Raw genomic sequence first — 13,476 nt, forward strand, 5'->3', positions numbered from 1 at the left:
AATCCTTTCTATCCTCATGAGTCGCGGCTGGCTCGGGGCGGAGGGGGTCGTGTGGATCATGGCCCTGTGGCTCGCCAAAGATGTCGTCTTGTATCCGCTCTACCGTCCGGCACTGATGACAAATCAACAGGTAGACGCCGTGGCTAGCCTGGAGGGCTCTACTGGCTATGCCCGCACCGAGATCGCCGACCGGGGCTTGGTGCTGGTCCGCGGCGAGTTCTGGCGAGCCCGCGCCACGTCAAACCCGATTCCTGTGGGCACCCGCATTCGTGTCCACGGCAGCGAAGGCCGTGTCCTCATTGTCGAAGCCTTGCGAGAGAGCACCCAAACGGCCGCCGAATAGCATCGCGCGCACACCTTTCGGGTTGTATTGGAGCAGGGTGGCAACGGGGCTGTAACAGATCAGGCATCCAGACGCGCTCGAGCGCGCCACCGTCAGTTGACACCCCTTGGGGGCCTCCGTATGATTCGCTCCAACTTGGCTGGGCCAAGGGCTGCGTCCCCTTCGTCTAGAGGCCTAGGACACCGCCCTTTCACGGCGGCGACAGGGGTTCGAATCCCCTAGGGGACGCCACTTCGCAAGTCACTCTCCCGCAAAGCCTTTTTCCGCTTATCCACAGGGTGCCACACCCCCTTTTTTGGTCGAACACGCGGCATACCCGGGCAGAATTCGGGCAACATTCGGGCACGACCCGGGCGTGCTCATCGCACGGCGCCTTCCCGAGTCGCTTCCACGCGTCCGTCGGCTGTCCGACTGGTCGAGCGCCCCGAGGGTGCCGGCGCGTCGCTGCTAAAGAGCCTGGCGCTCCAACACGCCGTCGAGCGGCTGGCCCTGCCGGCGCCCGGCGAGCGTGTCGGTGAAGGTGTCACGCGTCGAGCGCACGCCGCCGGGCGCAGCCTTGCCGCTTTTGCATCCCTGGATGAACTCCCCTAAGCCATGCGCCACCACGATCGCTGGCACGCCTCCCGGTACGTGTTTGACGACAGCCCCGGTATCGCCCTTACAGGCGAGGGCTGGGATATTGAGGGCTCGCAGCCGTTCTCATGGGAGGGTCTGGAGTGAGGCGCGGCATGGACCGCTGAGCGTCAAAGCCACCGACTCAGCCCCGCTCGGTCCGGCCGGCGGGTTGTCTCGTGGAACGTGTCAGAAAGCCTTGTCGAGCCCAGCCTGCTCCAGTACGGCGACGTGCGTCGAATCGTGACGCGAAGCTATCACGTGGAACGGGAGTTCATGGTCCTCGATAGGCAACGAGATGCCATTGGCTTCCAGCAACGCGGGCACAAGAACGCGCAGCTTCTCGATCAGCGCCTCTACCGTCTCGGTTTCCGTGGCCAATCCAGGCACATCGTCGCTCTCGGCAACCCAAACGGATGCCTCAGGGTCCCAGATGGCTTCAATTCTTGCGGTATGGCGGCTCATACTCAGCAAACCCACCTGGCAAATGGTCGGAAATCGTCGTCTATAGTCGTCCCTGATCGTACACCGTCATGCTTGGACTTACTTCCCCCAGTGTCAAGATATTGCCAATCAACTCGCCTCCTTAGCTTCTAACCTATCACAAGGGGGCTCGGGTTGGTGGCCTGCGGGATCTCCGTTCCCTGATGGCGCCAACTACGAATGCTGCAAAACGCGTCGCTTTCCCGAGCTTGCGCACAAGCATTTTCCTGTGGAGCTTGGCGGACATGTGGCCAACCGGGACATTCCCCGAGTTCCGGGGTCACCGCACCCGGGGTCAGTGGTGCGGTGCCGTCCTATCGGTACAGGGGTCTCTCGCCGACCTTCAGGCGAAACCGGGCGGGTTCCACTCGTCCATCATGCGCCGACGTGCCGCTTCCAGGCGCTCCGACATCAGGCTCGAGAACCGCTTCATCATTGCGTAGCCGAATGCAGGATCTTCCTCGCAGCGGGCCAGAATGGCGGCGGCATCGAATTCGAGAAGGGTGGTTTCCCGTTCGGCGCGCGCTTGGAATGTCCACTTATACGGTGAAACGAGCCAGGACCAACCAAGGACTTTTCCGTCGCAAAGACGCTGTACTTCCAGTGAAGGGCCTGAAATGGCTGGGATCTCGATGAGCAACTCGCCGCTGCGTACGACATAAAACGCGGTGGCCCGCTCACCCTGACGAAACAGAACATCGCCCTTGTTGAGTTTGCGTTCCTGAGCGCATTCACCGAGGAACAGCAGGAATTCATTGTCGAGGCCGGAGAGCAACGGCAGTTTCGCCAGCTCTTGCTGTATCTGGGTTCGGTTCATCGTTCCTTTCCTTGTGTCGAGGGCCCAGCCAGGGCGGCCCGGGCCGAAGATTGGTTTGCGATATTCCAAAGGATCTGAACCCGGAGGTCGGTCCGCGGACTATGTCCTGGGCTAAGCGCCGTTGGCCGTGACGGTGGAGCCGGCGGTGATAAGGGGCCTCGTCGCCAAGTGGATTGCGCACGGCCTGAGCAATGTTGTCCGCTGGCCCGCCTCGGTCCGCCGGAACGGGGGTAACGTTCTGGCCAGGTCTGCCCTGAAGGGCACCGCGTTGACTCCGCGTTACCGCGATAATCCAGTGCAATGCGTCCCATGACATCAGTCTTTCGTTTCCGTCGATGGCCATCGCTGCTGGGGTCACTTGAAACCCACTCGGGCCGCGTGTTTGCCGGGACAGGACACTAGCAGTTGCCATGGTTGAGCGGATTGACTTGGGTCAGGAATTTGGTGAGATCCGCCGGTGTGGGGATGCCTGCGTCGCCGAATCGTCCCGTTGCGAGTGCCTGTTTTCTCGGCCGATCGACCGAGGAGCCGCAGGAGTTTTTCCTGGAACCTGCCGCGCCGGCCTGCCGGGTGTTTGCGCACCCGCGAGCGTTGCATGCATGGCTGGAAATTAGCAAATGCTCCTGCTCGCAGTTAGCGGTCGCATTCAACAGCCACGGCAGCGTTACGGCGAGTTGCCTATGGATGTGGCCTATCTCGATGCCATCCGCGGTGATCTCATCGAGCACTAGGTTCACGAGGGTGCAGGGGTAACTGACTTCTCGCTGATTCGACCCGGGGCCTTTCATTGGGCAAACGGAGGCTATCTCCTGGTGGATGCGCACAACGTACTGACTCAGCCGTTTGCTTGGGAAACCCTGAAACGCTTCCCGTTTGCCGCCGAAGTCCGCGCGGAGCCCCTGAAGAGGAACTACGGGGTCTGGACAACGGTCAGCCCGGAGGACGAGCGGTCACCGACCTCTTGGTGGAAGCGGATTACTACGCCAGGGACAAGCACGGGGCGCACATCTCCCGTGCTCGGATCGAGCAGGGCCTGGATGCTCAGGAATTCCGGGGTCGCGGCTAAGAGAGCGCAGTCGCGAGATGGTGCGCCGTGGCATTGAGGTCGTTCATGCTACGGGGCGGTCCGTGGACTCGGTCAACGGGTTGTCGGTCCTGCAGCCGGGTGAGTTCGCCTTTGGTCTGCCCGCGCGCATTACCGCCACGGCCCGCCCCGGCCGGGGGCAGTTGGTGGACATAGAGCGTGAGGCAAAGCTTGTTGGCAACGTCCATTTCAAGGGCGTGATAATCCTGGCGCGTTACCTGGCGAGCCGCGACGCGCCCGATAGCGAGCCGTCACTATCTGCCAGCCTTGCGTTCGAACAATCGTATCTCCATGTCGACGGCGACAGCGCCTCGATGGCAGAACGTGGTGTGCTGTGGTCCGCCATCTCCCATTTCCGTTGAACCGGACCATCGCCGTGACGGGCGCCATGAACCAGCAAGGCGAGGGGCAGGCGGCCGGTGGTGTGGGTGGTGTGAACGGGAAGATCAAGGGCTTCTCCGAGACGTGTCGTGATGGCCGGCCTTGATGGCACTGGGGGGTCGCTCTCCCGGCGGCAAACGTCTCACATCTGTGCTGTGCCAGTATGTGCGGGATCCTGTTACCCAAGGGCGTTTCAAAGTGTATGCGCTGAACCACGTCGACGATGCAATGGCGCTGCTTACAGGGATGGCGCCTGGTGAGCGTACCGATGATCAGGCCTGGTCCGAAGGGTCCATCTCTCTGTAGAGCGGCTGCGCCGCAAGCGTCCCGGTCGTCTCATCGCAGCCCTGAGGGCTGCACCGCCGAACGTCTTGGGGCGCCTGGAAAACTTGGCCGATGAGGTGGCCTGCCTGTAGATGACGCCCCACTTCGGTGCAGTGGGGCAGTTCTACGAGGATTTCAGTCAGGTCAGCGACGACGCTGTGGTGGCACTGCTCAATGGTTGGCTCTCCGGGCGCCGTGGGGTGCCTGATCACAGCCGCTCGGGGAGGAGCTCGCGAATCTCATCGGTGCGTTCCACCGCCGCGAGGTCCTTGTCGATCTCCATCACGATGCTCTCCGTGACCGCCGCCGGTAGTGCATCCCGGAGCAGGCCGAGAAAGTGCGGTGGGGCGGTGAGAACCAGACGCTCGAAAGCGCCTTCATAGTGTTGTTTTGCGAGTTGGTCGCCGACGGTGTGCGCGAACCGAATCGCCTCCTGTTCGGAGGGGGAGTGGCGCTTGCCCATGGCATGCCGGCCCTTGCCACTGGTATCGAAGGAGCGTCCGGGACGGTCCGCGTTGATGTCCTGATCGTGAAGCCGTCCTTCCGGGTGGACAAGGTCTTGGACTTCCGTAAGCGGCCCTTTCGGGCTGGACAGCGAGAAGAACCGTGCACGAGCCCGATTGGCAACGACTACCCACGTTGATTTCATTTATGCCCCGCCCAGGTAACTAGGCAAGAATACTACCCCACCGCCGCATAGCGGGGTGTTGACGCCGGTCAAGTTCATGCAGGTTGGCTTCCCATCGTGCGCGTAAGTGCCGGGGGGTTGAAGGTCGGTATGGGAGTGAGCGTCGCGAATTGCGTTTCACTCAGAAGACCGTCTGACGGGGCGTCTCGGGTTGATGGTCTGCGGGATCTCCGTCCCCTGATGGCGACATTTGGTTCCGCCGAACGGTACCCGTCAGAATGGACTTCGAGCTTGGAGGTGGCTGCCCTGGGATGGAGTAAGCATGTTGCGCGAGCGGGTATTGGTTTACGGGACGCTGCGCCGTGGGGGAAGTAATCACCTGCTGCTTGAGGACGCTCGGCAGCTTGGCACGCTTGTCACGGAGCCGTTGTATCGCATGCTGGACCTGGGGCCTTACCCTGGCGTGGTCCCCGGCGGAGAAACTCCGATTCACGGCGAGGTCTACGCGGTGACGCCGGTGGAGTTCCGGCGTCTCGACGCACTCGAGGATTACCCGCGCTCCTACACGCGCGAGCGCATCGCCACGCCCTGGGGCCCGAGCTGGATGTACCTGTATCGCCCCCGCGGGCAGCGATGGCCCGAAGTCCCGTCCGGAGACTGGTTCCACCATGTCGGCCTGCAGCGCGTGCGCCGGGGCCGCGGCGCCCGGTAGCAAGCGCCCCGGACGATTGTTCAATTGCCCTCGCCCCGTGGAAAGAAAAAGTAAGCGACTGCGCTTATACTGGTTTGTAGGGTCGCGGCTCAGGGAGAATGAATAGAGCAAACCCCATTCGATTCACGAAGACGTCGGTTATTCAGTGGGGCTACTACGCAACCGGTGTCAAAGCGGAGGAGAAAAGCCATGGCAATGGCTCTGCAACTGGAAGCCGAGAAATGTACGGGCTGTCTGCAGTGCGAGATGGCCTGTTCCTATGAAAACGAGGGCGTCTTCAACCCGGCGAAGTCCCGCATCAAGGTCTTTACGTTCCACGAAGAGGGCAAGTTCGCGCCCTATACCTGCACGCAATGCGAAGAAGCATGGTGCATGCACGCCTGTCCGGTGGAAGCCATTGTCGTGGACATGGCCACCGGCGCAAAAAACGTGCTGGAAGATGTCTGCGTGGGGTGCAAGGTGTGCACGATCGCCTGTCCGTTCGGCACGGTTAATTACGAGCCCGACTCCGGCAAGGTCATCAAGTGCGATCTGTGTGGCGGCGACCCCTGGTGTGCCAAGGCCTGTCCGACGGGCGCCATCACCTACGTGGACGACTCCGACACCACGTACGAGCGTATGCGTGCGTGGGCACAACAGGCGCCTTCGGCCCCGGCCCGGTTCAATCCGCCGCAGCCAAAGAGCGTGCAGATATTCGACCGCGAGTCGTGAGGGGAGGGTGACACCATGGCCTGGACAGGAAACGTATTGCGGGTAAACCTCACTGCCGGCACGGTGGCGAGTGAGCCGCTGAACAAACAATGGGCGCGCGACTACCTCGGGCAGCGCGGTCTGGCGACTAAATACCTGGCCGAAGAGGTGGATCCCACCGTCGACGCACTCGGCCCTGACAACAAGCTGATCATGGTCACCGGGCCATTAACCGGCACCATGGCCTCCACCGGTGGCCGCTATTCCGTGGTGACGAAAAGCCCGCTGACCGGCGCCGTCGCTTGTTCCAATTCCGGGGGCTTCATTGGTGCGGAGCTTAAAATGGCCGGCTGGGACATGATTATTTTTGAGGGCAAGTCGCCGCAGCCGGTTTATCTGAGCATCCAGAACGAGAAGGCCGAGCTCCTGCCGGCTGACCAGATTTGGGGGCGTTCGATTTGGGAGGCCGATGGCATCCTGCACAAACTCCACCAGGATCCGGATATCCGCATCTGTTGCGTCGGCCGCGCTGCGGAAGCAGGCAATCTCTACGCAGCCATCGTCAACGACCTCCACCGGGCCGCGGGGCGTTCCGGGGTGGGCACGGTCATGGCGTCCAAGCACTTGAAGGCGGTGGTGGTGCGCGGCACCCGCGGTGTCGGCAATATCAAGGATCCGCTGCGCTTCATGCAGGCGACTGAGGCCGGCAAGAAGGTGTTGTCGGATAATGCCGTCACCGGGGGTGGATTGCCCCAGTACGGCACGCAGGTGCTCATGAATGTCATCAACGAAATGGCCGCCATGCCGACCCGCAACATGAGAGAGGTCCAGTTCGAGGGGGCGCATCGCATCTCCGGCGAGGCCATGCATGAGCCCCGGCAGAGCGACGGCAAACCCAATCTCACAACCAACGCCGCGTGCTTCGCCTGCACCATTGCCTGCGGTCGGATCGCCACCATCGACAAGGGGCACTACACGGTTCAGAACAAACCGGAGTATTGGCAGGCCTCCGGCGGCTTGGAGTACGAAGCGGCCTGGGCGCTCGGCTCGGATACCGGCGTTGATGACATCAACGCGCTGACCTACGCCAACTTTCTGTGCAATGAAGATGGCATGGACCCCATTTCCTTTGGCGCCACCGTGGCCGCGGCCATGGAGCTCTACGAGATGGGGGCACTGACGAAAGAGGAGACCGGTGGCATCGAGTTGAAATTCGGCTCGGCTGAGGCGCTGACTCAGTGCGCTGAGCTAACGGCGCATGGCGAGGGTTTTGGCAAGGAGCTGGGCCTGGGGTCGAAGCGGCTGTGCGAGAAGTACGGCCACCCGGATCTGTCCATGACGGTCAAGGGGCAGGAGTTCCCGGCCTATGACCCCCGCGGTATCCAGGGCATGGGACTGGCCTATGCCACCTCCAATCGAGGCGCCTGCCATCTCCGCGGTTACACCGTCTCGTCGGAAGTGTTGGGCATCCCGGAGAAAACGGATCCGTTGGCGACCGAAGGCAAGCCCGAACTGGTCAAGGCCTTCCAGGACGCCACAGCGGTTGTCGATTCCAGCGGCCTGTGTGTCTTCACGACCTTTGCTTGGACACTGGATGACATCGCCCCGCAGATTGACGCGGCGTGTGACGGCGAGTGGACCACGGAGTATCTGCTGGAGGTCGGCGAGCGGATCTGGAACCTGGAGCGTGATTTCAACCTGCGCGCCGGGTTGACCGGCAAGGACGACACGCTGCCCAAGCGGTTGCGCAAGGACGCCGCCAATGTCGGGCCCGCCAAGGGAATGGTCAACGATGTCCATGCCATGATGCCGAAGTACTACGCGATTCGCGGCTGGACCCCCGAGGGCGAGCTGACTGAGCAGACGCGGCAGCGTCTCGGGCTTTAGGCACTCGTCGGCGCGTGATCTTATAAGGAGACTCGCTCATGCGACATGTCATCGTCGGTGCCGGCCCTGCCGGAGTGGTTGCCGCGGACCAGCTTCACAAGCTCGATCGCGATGCGGAGATCACCCTGATCAGTGGTGAGGCTGAGCCGCCCTATTCGCGTATGGCCATTCCGTACTATCTCGTCGAGCAGATAGGCGAGGAGGGGACGCATCTGCGCAAGAACCCGGAGCACTTTTCCGGGCACAGTACCCGGGTCGTGCACGACCATGTGGAGTCCATCGACCCCGGCGCGCGGAGCGTTGCCCTGCGGGATGCCGGCAGCATGGGTTATGATCAGCTGCTGATCGCCACCGGCGGTCGCCCTGTCAAACCCCCCATCCCCGGAGTTGACCGCCCTGAGGTCCACCCGTGCTGGACGCTGGCAGATGCCCGGGAAATCATCCGCCTTGCGCAGCCCGGCGCGAAGGTCGTGCTTATAGGCGCGGGGTTTATTGGCTGTATCATCCTTGAGGCGTTGGCCTCCCGGAAGACCGAACTCACTGTGGTCGAAGCGGAAAACCGCATGGTTCCGCGCATGATGGATGACACGGCCGGCGGCATGTTACGCCGATGGTGCGAGAGCAAAGGGGTCAGCGTTCGACTTCAGGCCCGTGTGGAGGCCATAGAGGACGGCCGTGCCGGCCACGGTGCCGCCGTGCGTCTTGGCGACGGTCAGGTGCTGGATGCCGATCTGGTCATTACCGCCGTCGGTGTGCAGCCCAACGTCGAGTTTCTTCAGGGTTCGGGGATTGATACGGATACCGGCATCCTGGTGAACCGCCAACTCCAGACAAGCGTCGAAGGGGTGTTTGCGGCCGGAGATGTCGCTCAGGGCGTGGATTTCTCGACAGGAGAGTACGCCGTCCATGCCGTACAACCGACAGCGGCGGATCATGCCCGGGTTGCGGCCAGTAACATGGCCGGGCGGTCCCAGGCCTTCCAGGGCAGCGTTAATATGAACGTTCTGGACACTCTGGGGCTGATCTCCAGCTCGTTTGGGCTGTGGATGGGCAAGGATGGCGGTGACAGCGCCTGGGTGGAGGATCGTGACCGTTTTCGCTACCTGAACCTCCAATTCGAGGACGATCGCATCGTGGGCGCCAGCGCGCTGGGCCTGACCGACCACGTCGGCGTGCTGCGTGGCCTGATTCAGACCCGGGTGAAACTGGGGCGGTGGAAGGAGCGGCTGAAGCAGGATCCCACCCGGCTGATGGAGGCCTATTTAGCGTCTACCCGACCAATTGGCTATAACGCCCATGTGCTCTGAGGCCTCACCGCGATCGCCGGGGGCGGGCGCCGAGGCTGGGACCATCCGGCTTCGGGTGAAACTCTTCGCCAGCCTGCATGTGTATCTCCCGGAGGGAGCGCAACGCAATGAGGTAACGCTGGAGGTCCCCGCGGACACGACGCCCAATGCGTTGCTGGAGCGGCTTCGCGTGCCGCGGGAAATGGCTCACCTGGTGTTGCGCAATGGCCTCTACGTGAAGCCCGGCGAGCGCGATCGTGCCATACTCCGTGAGGGCGACGCCTTTGCTGTCTGGCCCCCTGTGGCGGGGGGGTGAGTGTTTTGCCGGTGCCTGCAGAGGCGGACAATGTTGTTGTCAAGGACATGGGTCTGCAGGAGCGCGAACTCGTGCAGGCACTGCCTGCGCTGTTCGTCGGCTATGAATGGGAGCAACAGGGCAACGTTGTGCTCGCCAGTCAGGGTGAGTCGTTGGTGCGTCTGGAGTTTGGGCCGGAACGCCGCCGGCGCATTGCAGCAATCGAGCTGCCCAGCCTTCCGGTGAGGCTGGTCTTCCACGGGTTCTCGCCCGAGCAACGCAACTCCTTTCTATCGCACTTCAATCGGCGATTCCAGCGCGGCGGCGGGTAGCGCCAGCCGCCCTTCTTTTGGCCTTCAAGCACTTGCTGTCGGCGTCATGCCCGCGACTGCGAACATCCACAACAGCGGCACGACCCACTTCACGCCTTTGCGGGGACGAACGCCGCTACGGCCCGAGGCTTCTCCGTGCTTCACTCACCCCTGCCCATCTTCCACCCCACGGGAGTTGCGCGGATGGGGCCGATTGACAACCGTCAATCTTCGATTTCTATGCGCTCGCAGACGATATCGTTGATTTCTACGGCGATTGTGCGTCCGTTTTCGTCCACCGAGACTTCTTCGAACTCAATCTCCCGTTTTGCCAGGGTTCTTGCGGTGGCGATGGTGTCAGCCTCAACCACAACCCCGTCCCCTTCCAAGTCGCGTTCCTGAGGGCCCGTCGGAACGCGGCACCGCCACAGTGCCATGGGATATCCTCCAGAGAATGTTTGCAATGCGGTTGGTCCACCATGGGACACAGACCGAAGGCAATGTTGACGACACGCCCATTGATCTTAGATTAGCGTCTCGGGACTGCCGTCGTCGAGAGTCACAGCGGATGGCGTCAGCTCCCAGACCTCGGGGCCAATTCCGCCAGCGCATCGAGCAGTTCGACGGTCCGGCGCGCCGGTAGTGGCGGGTCAGCAGGGGGTGTCAGCGCCCGGAGCATGGAGCGGCTCCATGGGTCGCCACCCTGTCGAAGGCTCTCGAGGGTGCCCCACCAATGAATCCTGAATACAGGTAGCGTGTGCTGGTTTAGCGCCTCGCGCAGCTCCGCTGTCGTTCCGCGCATCTCCAGGTCTGCCACTCTGTCCTGCAGCGCATCGCGCAGGCGTGTGTACTCCAGTCCCTCGAGACCGCGCCGGCGGGGCTCGACGCGGGCGAGGTACTGCCCCAACTCGCTGCGGCCCGCGAACCAGATCATCACGGCTGAATCTCCGTCACCCGTCGTGGTCATCAGCCCGAGGCGGTAGCGGCGCGGATCCCGCTCGCGCATCATCGCGTCAATTGCCGGCACCGCCTGGCCTTCCCAGGCAAACATTGATCGTCTCCTTGTGTGCACCGGGTGCTGCACATTGATGGCGGGGCGCACGGCGCTTGGCCGCGGAGCCCGGGAGGTTGGTAACTGTGGTATCCTCAACTAGCTATTGGTAACGCGTCAATGAGGTTGATCCATGGCGGAGCAGCGCATGTACCGGGTCATATTCTTCAATCAGGGGCAAGTCTACGAGATCTACGCGCGCCATGTGCATCAGGGCGAGATGATGGGGTTCGTCGAAGTGGAGGCCCTGAGTTTCGGCGAGCGCACGAAGGTGGTGGTGGATCCCGCCGAGGAGCGCTTGCAGTCGGAGTTCGAGGGTGTCAAGCGCACCTATATTCCGATGCATGCAGTGGTGCGTATTGACGAAGTGGAGCGCGTCGGTGCGTGCAAGGTCACCGAGGCGAGCAGCGGTAATGTCGCGCTGTTTCCCGCCACCCCGGGGTACGGGCCCAAAACAGGCCGGTAGTTGAGCGGCGCCCAAGGCGCGCCCAATCAGGTACGGCAAAGCTGGAGGCGACGCGTACCAGCCACACCCCGGCGCCCGAGTCCACTGCTTCGGCTGCTCCCTTCCGGGCCTGACCGGGTTCACAGTTTATCGTCGCGGGGGGACCGGCACGGCCGCCATTGAATCGACAGATGGCGGAGAGGGAGGGATTCGAACCCTCGGTACCGCATTGGGTACACGCGCTTTCCAGGCGCGCTCCTTCGACCGCTCGGACACCTCTCCCGAATCCGTGATGACCGACGTCATCGAGGGCCGGAAGCGTAAACCAGAATGGGCCTTCGTGCAATGAGCGAGGGCGATGGGCGCCGGGGCGGCAACGGCGTCAGTGGAGGTGTTACAATCCCGGCGTAGGGGAGGGGTTCCGGGGTTGGACGCACTGGCATGAGCTATCAGGTACTCGCGCGCAAATACAGGCCGCGCACATTCGCCGACATGGCCGGGCAGGAGCACGTGCTGCGGGCGTTGGTGAATGGGCTGGAGAACGACCGGCTGCATCATGCGTATCTGTTTACGGGAACCCGTGGTGTCGGCAAGACGACCATCGCACGAGTGCTCGCCAAATGCCTGAACTGCGAAGTGGGTGTCGGCAGTGAGCCGTGTGGTCTCTGCAGCGCCTGTGCGGCTATCGACGGTGGCCGGTTTGTCGATCTGATTGAGGTCGACGCGGCGTCGCGAACGCGGGTCGAGGATACCCGTGAGCTCCTGGATAATGTCCAATATGCGCCCACCCAGGGCCGGTACAAGATTTATCTGGTGGACGAAGTCCACATGCTCTCTATGCACAGCTTCAACGCGCTGCTGAAGACGCTCGAGGAACCCCCGCCGCATGTGAAGTTCCTGCTCGCTACCACCGATCCGCAGAAGGTGCCGGTGACGATCCTCTCGCGCTGCCTGCAATTCAATCTCAAGCGTCTGCCAGCCAGCCTGATTGCGGATTACCTCGGTGGTGTTCTGGGGCGCGAAGGAATCGACGCCGAGCAGCAAGGTTTGGCGCGCCTGGCGCGCGCGGCCGACGGCAGCATGCGTGATGCACTGAGCCTGACCGACCAGGCGCTGGCATTTGGCGGCGGCCGCGTGATCGACGAAGACGTCCGCGGTATGCTCGGGAGCATCGAGGACCACAGCGTGCTGGATATTCTTGACGCCCTGACCGCCCGGGACGGTGTGGGGGTTATGGAGGTCGTCGAACGCTTGGCCGAGCGCAGCCCGGATTTCGGCGACGTCCTTGCCGCGATACTGACGAACCTGCACGCGTTGAGTCTGTTGCAGACAGTGCCCGAGGCCGTGGATTCGGAGCATCCGGAGCGTGAGCGCTTGCAGGGCTTGGCCGAGGCGCTGCTTCCCGAGGATGTGCAGCTGTTCTACCAGATCGCACTCATCGGGCGGCGCGATCTCCCTTTGGCGCCGGAGCCGCGTATGGGCTTCGAGATGGTCCTGCTCCGCATGCTGGCCTTTCGCCCGGAAGACGGCCGGACTTCGCAGCTCGTGTCCTCACACGCACATGCGGGGGGCGCCCGTGCCAGTGCCAGCAGTGCGGCGACGGTGACGCCGCAGCGTGACGCCGAGGCCTCCGCCGCCTCCGGGCATCAAACGGCCAGTGCGAGCACCGATGAGAGCCCCGATCCCGCCCCGGTCGCAGCCGAGGTGAATGCTGCACCCACCGGCGACGTGCCCCCGTGGCATGAGTTGCTTGCCGGGCTCGGGCTCACCGGCATGGCGCAGGCCCTGGCCATGCAGTGCAGCTGGCAGGCTTACGCCGACGGTGTGGTGACGCTGCGGCTGGGTGAGCAACACCAGTCATTGCGGAACAAACAGCTTGAGCAGCGCATCGAAGCGGCATTGGCTGATCGCCTGGGTGCGCCTGTGAAGCTGCGCATTCAGGCGGGCGGCCGTACCCAAGAGCAAAACGCAACACCCGCCGAACGGGCCGAGGAGGCTCGGCGAAGACGCCAGGAAGCCGCAGAGCTGGCGATTCACGAGGACCCCACGGTGGTGGACCTTCAGCGCCGCTTCGGGGCTGAGGTCATTCCGGGTTCCATTCAGCCCGCGGACTGAGCGCCGCGGCAA

At 63.0% G+C, this 13,476-nt stretch carries 18 protein-coding genes, 2 tRNA genes, 1 other RNA gene and 1 pseudogene; 13 read left to right on the forward strand and 9 right to left on the reverse strand.

The features are described from left to right. Both QZT63_RS01325 and QZT63_RS01330 read left to right on the forward strand, forming a co-directional pair. On the forward strand, positions 1 to 343 hold a 343-nt coding region (locus QZT63_RS01325; protein ID WP_290647897.1), incomplete at its 5' end, for an NfeD family protein. A gap of 155 nt (positions 344 to 498) precedes the next feature. Continuing rightward, positions 499 to 574 (forward strand) — tRNA-Glu (locus tag QZT63_RS01330). A 216-nt stretch (positions 575 to 790) separates the two neighbouring features. Here QZT63_RS01330 and QZT63_RS01335 read toward each other — a convergent pair. The 4 genes from QZT63_RS01335 to QZT63_RS01350 form a co-directional block, all read right to left on the reverse strand. Then, a complete protein-coding gene (locus tag QZT63_RS01335) occupies positions 791 to 961 on the reverse strand; it encodes a hypothetical protein (RefSeq protein WP_290647898.1) in 171 nt (56 codons plus the stop codon). Positions 962 to 1,144: 183 nt separating this feature from the next. Then, positions 1,145 to 1,420, reverse strand: a complete 276-nt coding sequence (locus tag QZT63_RS01340) for a DUF1902 domain-containing protein (protein ID WP_290647900.1) — start codon at positions 1,418 to 1,420, stop codon at positions 1,145 to 1,147. A gap of 361 nt (positions 1,421 to 1,781) precedes the next feature. Further along, complete coding sequence (locus QZT63_RS01345; protein ID WP_290647902.1) at positions 1,782 to 2,255, reverse strand: cyclic nucleotide-binding domain-containing protein; 474 nt, start codon at positions 2,253 to 2,255, stop codon at positions 1,782 to 1,784. 398 nt (positions 2,256 to 2,653) lie between these two features. Then, entirely contained in the window at positions 2,654 to 2,983 is a 330-nt protein-coding gene (locus QZT63_RS01350) for a hypothetical protein (RefSeq protein WP_290647904.1), read from the reverse strand. 39 nt (positions 2,984 to 3,022) lie between these two features. Here QZT63_RS01350 and QZT63_RS19895 point away from each other — a divergent pair. The 3 genes and pseudogenes from QZT63_RS19895 to QZT63_RS01360 all read left to right on the forward strand — a co-directional run. Then, positions 3,023 to 3,142: pseudogene (locus tag QZT63_RS19895) on the forward strand (AAA family ATPase); the annotation flags it as partial. 77 nt (positions 3,143 to 3,219) lie between these two features. Next, on the forward strand, positions 3,220 to 3,321 hold the full coding sequence (locus QZT63_RS19900; protein WP_366635552.1) for a hypothetical protein: 102 nt from the start codon (positions 3,220 to 3,222) through the stop codon (positions 3,319 to 3,321). A gap of 62 nt (positions 3,322 to 3,383) precedes the next feature. After that, positions 3,384 to 3,701, forward strand: coding sequence for a hypothetical protein (locus tag QZT63_RS01360; protein WP_290647906.1), 318 nt, complete (start codon positions 3,384 to 3,386; stop codon positions 3,699 to 3,701). Positions 3,702 to 4,252: 551 nt separating this feature from the next. On the opposite strand, the gene QZT63_RS01365 is transcribed toward QZT63_RS01360, so the two are convergent. After that, positions 4,253 to 4,693, reverse strand: coding sequence for a host attachment protein (locus tag QZT63_RS01365; protein WP_290647907.1), 441 nt, complete (start codon positions 4,691 to 4,693; stop codon positions 4,253 to 4,255). Between the two features lie 301 nt (positions 4,694 to 4,994). Between QZT63_RS01365 and QZT63_RS01370 the strand changes: the two genes are divergently transcribed. From QZT63_RS01370 to QZT63_RS01395, 6 genes are all read left to right on the forward strand, one after another. Next, positions 4,995 to 5,384 carry a gamma-glutamylcyclotransferase family protein gene (locus tag QZT63_RS01370; protein WP_290647908.1) on the forward strand — a complete coding sequence of 130 codons (390 nt, stop codon included), beginning with the start codon at positions 4,995 to 4,997 and terminating at the stop codon, positions 5,382 to 5,384. Between the two features lie 189 nt (positions 5,385 to 5,573). Then, entirely contained in the window at positions 5,574 to 6,095 is a 522-nt protein-coding gene (locus QZT63_RS01375) for a 4Fe-4S dicluster domain-containing protein (RefSeq protein ID WP_290647910.1), read from the forward strand. A 15-nt stretch (positions 6,096 to 6,110) separates the two neighbouring features. Next, a complete protein-coding gene (locus tag QZT63_RS01380; protein ID WP_290647911.1) occupies positions 6,111 to 7,961 on the forward strand; it encodes an aldehyde ferredoxin oxidoreductase family protein in 1,851 nt (616 codons plus the stop codon). Between the two features lie 38 nt (positions 7,962 to 7,999). After that, a complete protein-coding gene (locus QZT63_RS01385; RefSeq protein WP_290647912.1) occupies positions 8,000 to 9,268 on the forward strand; it encodes an FAD-dependent oxidoreductase in 1,269 nt (422 codons plus the stop codon). After that, positions 9,258 to 9,563, forward strand: coding sequence for a MoaD/ThiS family protein (locus QZT63_RS01390; RefSeq protein WP_290647914.1), 306 nt, complete (start codon positions 9,258 to 9,260; stop codon positions 9,561 to 9,563). Before QZT63_RS01385 ends, QZT63_RS01390 begins: the two co-directional genes overlap by 11 nt. Beyond that, positions 9,560 to 9,874: a hypothetical protein gene (locus QZT63_RS01395; RefSeq protein WP_290647916.1), complete on the forward strand. Its 315-nt coding sequence runs from the start codon at positions 9,560 to 9,562 to the stop codon at positions 9,872 to 9,874. The genes QZT63_RS01390 and QZT63_RS01395 overlap by 4 nt, the downstream gene beginning before the upstream one ends. Before the next feature lie 203 nt (positions 9,875 to 10,077). Here the strand turns inward: QZT63_RS01395 and QZT63_RS01400 are convergent, their stop codons facing one another. Together QZT63_RS01400 and QZT63_RS01405 are read right to left on the reverse strand one after the other, a co-directional pair. Then, positions 10,078 to 10,290, reverse strand: a complete 213-nt coding sequence (locus QZT63_RS01400) for a hypothetical protein (RefSeq protein ID WP_290647918.1) — start codon at positions 10,288 to 10,290, stop codon at positions 10,078 to 10,080. Between the two features lie 137 nt (positions 10,291 to 10,427). Continuing rightward, complete coding sequence (locus tag QZT63_RS01405; protein WP_290647919.1) at positions 10,428 to 10,904, reverse strand: hypothetical protein; 477 nt, start codon at positions 10,902 to 10,904, stop codon at positions 10,428 to 10,430. A gap of 133 nt (positions 10,905 to 11,037) precedes the next feature. Between QZT63_RS01405 and QZT63_RS01410 the strand changes: the two genes are divergently transcribed. After that, positions 11,038 to 11,370 (forward strand): DUF1820 family protein, encoded by a 333-nt coding sequence (locus QZT63_RS01410; protein ID WP_290647920.1) that lies wholly within the window; start codon positions 11,038 to 11,040, stop codon positions 11,368 to 11,370. Positions 11,371 to 11,422: 52 nt separating this feature from the next. Here QZT63_RS01410 and ffs read toward each other — a convergent pair. Together ffs and QZT63_RS01420 are read right to left on the reverse strand one after the other, a co-directional pair. After that, an RNA gene (gene ffs / locus QZT63_RS01415) (signal recognition particle sRNA small type) lies at positions 11,423 to 11,519 on the reverse strand. 22 nt (positions 11,520 to 11,541) lie between these two features. After that, positions 11,542 to 11,631: transfer RNA gene (locus QZT63_RS01420), tRNA-Ser, on the reverse strand. 159 nt (positions 11,632 to 11,790) lie between these two features. Between QZT63_RS01420 and dnaX the strand changes: the two genes are divergently transcribed. Beyond that, a complete protein-coding gene (gene dnaX / locus QZT63_RS01425; protein ID WP_290647921.1) occupies positions 11,791 to 13,464 on the forward strand; it encodes a DNA polymerase III subunit gamma/tau in 1,674 nt (557 codons plus the stop codon). The last annotated feature ends 12 nt before the right edge of the window (positions 13,465 to 13,476 follow it).

It is taken from the genome of Aquisalimonas sp. (assembly GCF_007120195.1).
Classification (GTDB): Bacteria; Pseudomonadota; Gammaproteobacteria; order Nitrococcales; family Aquisalimonadaceae; genus Aquisalimonas.